Annotated in this window: 4 protein-coding genes; 1 reads left to right on the forward strand and 3 read right to left on the reverse strand. The window is 61.2% G+C overall.

Annotated elements, in window-relative coordinates; translation table 11 throughout:
* The first annotated feature begins 243 nt into the window (after positions 1–243).
* Positions 244–1,542, forward strand: coding sequence for a methyl-accepting chemotaxis protein (locus J9889_RS24695; RefSeq protein WP_210556425.1), 1,299 nt, complete (start codon positions 244–246; stop codon positions 1,540–1,542).
* A gap of 72 nt (positions 1,543–1,614) precedes the next feature.
* On the opposite strand, the gene J9889_RS08970 is transcribed toward J9889_RS24695, so the two are convergent.
* The 3 genes from J9889_RS08970 to J9889_RS08980 form a co-directional block, all read right to left on the reverse strand.
* Positions 1,615–1,812 (reverse strand): hypothetical protein, encoded by a 198-nt coding sequence (locus tag J9889_RS08970; protein WP_104455715.1) that lies wholly within the window; start codon positions 1,810–1,812, stop codon positions 1,615–1,617.
* Positions 1,813–1,873: 61 nt separating this feature from the next.
* Complete coding sequence (locus J9889_RS08975; RefSeq protein ID WP_041212829.1) at positions 1,874–2,770, reverse strand: DMT family transporter; 897 nt, start codon at positions 2,768–2,770, stop codon at positions 1,874–1,876.
* A 69-nt stretch (positions 2,771–2,839) separates the two neighbouring features.
* On the reverse strand, positions 2,840–2,921 hold an 82-nt coding region (locus tag J9889_RS08980), incomplete at its 5' end, for a transposase (protein WP_202904331.1).

The raw sequence follows: 2,921 nt of genomic DNA on the forward strand, positions 1-2,921 counted from the left end.
GCGGCGACCAAACCAAGGTGATCGAGGTTACGGATCGAGATAGCGGGTGCGGCCATGATGATCTACCTGCAAAAGAGAGTAATAGATCAGAACGGCCGATCGCCGTCAAGCACTGAAAATAGCAAAATCAGGTGCGGAATGACGGTTTGAGTACGATGACGACTCATCAGGACGCAATGCTATTGTTAATTTACTCATATTTGGTCGTTATCCCATTCAAGGGTCTCATGGAGGAGCGCTGTCATGTTCTGGAATCAAAAAGCAAGCAAGGAAGCCAGTGAGCAAGCGGCAAGGGGGGTGGAACTGGGGGCATTTGAACAGGCTATCCAGTTGCAGGTCCCCTTCGTCCAGTTCACCCCGGCGGGAGTGGTCACCTTCGCCAACGCGCTGTTTCTCAAGATCGTGGGATTTGAACGCGACGAGGTGATCGGCAAGCATCACAGCACCCTCTGCTTCCCCGACGACGTCAATACCCGGGATTACGAGACCTTGTGGCAGGATCTGCGCCACGGCGTCTCCCGCAGCGGCCGCTTCATTCGCCAGTCGAAATCCGGCAAGGCCGTGTGGCTGGAGGCGACCTATTTCCCCATCGTGATCGACGGCAAGGTGGTGCGGATCGCCAAGGTCGCCTCCGACGTGACCCAGCAGCAATCCACCCTGGAGCGCACCCAGGCCCTGCTGGCAGCCCTGGACAAGTCCCTGGCGGTCATCGATTTCCAACCCGATGGCACCGTCATCACCGCCAACCAGAATTTCCTCAACTGCTTTGGTTACCGGCTGGAAGAGGTGGTCGGCAAGCATCATCGTCTCTTCTGTGACACCGAGTTCTACCAGAACAACCCCCATTTCTGGCAGGATCTCGGCTCGGGTGACATCAAGTCCGGGCTTTTCATGCGTCTGGGTCACCGGGGGGAGAAGATATGGCTGGAGGCCACCTACAACCCCATCTTCAACCACGAGGGCAAGGTGGTCAAAATCATCAAGCTGGCGAGCGACATCACCGAGCGGGTGGAGAAATCCATCTCCACCCGGGAAGCGGCCCAGAAGGCGTGTGCCATCGCCAGCGAAACCGTCGCGAGCGCCGCCAGGGGGCGGGAGGTCATCGACAGGGTGCTCGACACCTCCTCTCACATCAACACCTCGGTCAATGCGGTCAGCAAACAGATAGAGCAGCTCAACCAGCAATCCAGGAGCATCGAATCCATCATCTCCACCATCAGCGGCATCGCGGATCAGACCAATCTGCTGGCCCTCAACGCGGCCATCGAGGCGGCCCGCGCCGGGGAACAGGGACGGGGATTCGCGGTCGTGGCCGACGAGGTGAGGCAACTGGCGGCGCGCACTTCCAGCTCCACCAGCGAGATCGTCACCGTCATCAAGCACAACTCGGAGATCACCTCCCAGATCACCCAGACCGTCTCCGTCGTCTCCGACAAGGCGGTGGCAGGTCAGGAGCAGGCCACCATCATCGCCGACGTCATCAAGGAGATCATCGAGGACGCCAACTCGGTGTCGGACACCGTCAAGAGCCTCTCCATCTGAGCGACAGCTGCCAATGACAACGGGGGGCCCAGGCCCCCCGTTGTCATTGCTGTCCGCCCACCCGAAACCCGCTCAGCCATCCCCCAGGAGATAGTGTCTGGCTTCCTCGTCCGCCAGCGCGAGGGCGATGTCCCATAGCGCGGCGATGCAGAGCCCCTCCTCCTCCACAGCTTCCTCTTCCAGCGCCTCCAGGGCTCTGGCATCGGCCAGGGTAAAGGGGGGATGGCTCAACAGGCTTTTGGCCGCGGCCAGCAAGTGCATGTCGCTCATCGGTCGGCTCCTTCTTAGACAGCGTGTTTCCCTGCCCAGACTGTAGCCCAATGACGGCGACTCATCCCCCGGTGGCGACTGCCTGCGCACGCTTCCTGCCGGACGGCAGTTGGCCCACCCCGATGCCGGCCAGCACGGCGGCACAGGCCACCCATTGCAGGGCAGTGAGCGTCTCTCCCAGCAGCAGATAGGCGAGCAGCAGGGTAAAGACCGGTATGAGGTTCACATAGGCAGCCGCCAGGGTCACCTTCACCTGGGTCACCGACCAGTTGTAGAGCAGGTAGGCACCAAGTGTCACGAAGGCGCCGAGGAAGAGGATGACCCCCATGTCCTGCCAGGCCCAGCTCGCGGGCCAGGGCGCACTGAAGGCAAAGGGCGCGAAGAAGAGCATGCCGACGAAGGCCTGCAACGCTGTCAGTGTCATCACGCCGTAGCGGCTGGAGAGCTTCTTGAATACCACGGAATAGGTGGCGGCGCAGAGCATGGCGCCCATCTCCAGGCTGTTGCCGAGCAGGGCGTTGGGGGCGAACTCGTCTGCGCCCTCCCCCAACCCCAGCAGGGCGATGCCAACGATGGCGATGGCAAAGCCCAGCAGCTGGCGGCGACTCACCCGCTCTCCAAGCAGCACGAAGGCCACCAGAGCCACCATCAGGGGAAGCAGGGCACAGACCATACCGGCCTGGCCGGCACTGGTGTAACGCAGGGCGTTGACTTCAAGAAGAAAGTAGAGGCAGGGCTCAAGCGCCCCCATCAGGGCCAACCAGCGCCAATCCCCCTTCTGGTAAGTGACGCGGCCAAGCTGGCGGTAGCAGAGCAGCCAGCAACAGGACGCCACCCCCATCCGCATGAAGAGCACCTGACCGAAGGACCAGATTTCCAGCACATGTTTGAGGGCGATGAAGGAGCTGGACCAGAGCAGCATGGCCAGGGTCAGCGTCAGGACGGGTAAAGGGCGCACAATGCCTCCATCTTAAATGCGAAAGGGGACTCCCTCCGACGTAGGTGGGAGGGGAATTTCGCCGGGGCGTCAGCCCCGCTGGTTTTGAATGTATTGCTTGATCACCTCCAACGGTGCTCCGCCGCAAGAGCCCGCAAAGTAAGAGCGTGAC

The organism is Aeromonas sp. PrichA-15 (assembly GCF_017939245.1).
GTDB lineage: Bacteria > Pseudomonadota > Gammaproteobacteria > Enterobacterales > Aeromonadaceae > Aeromonas > Aeromonas caviae.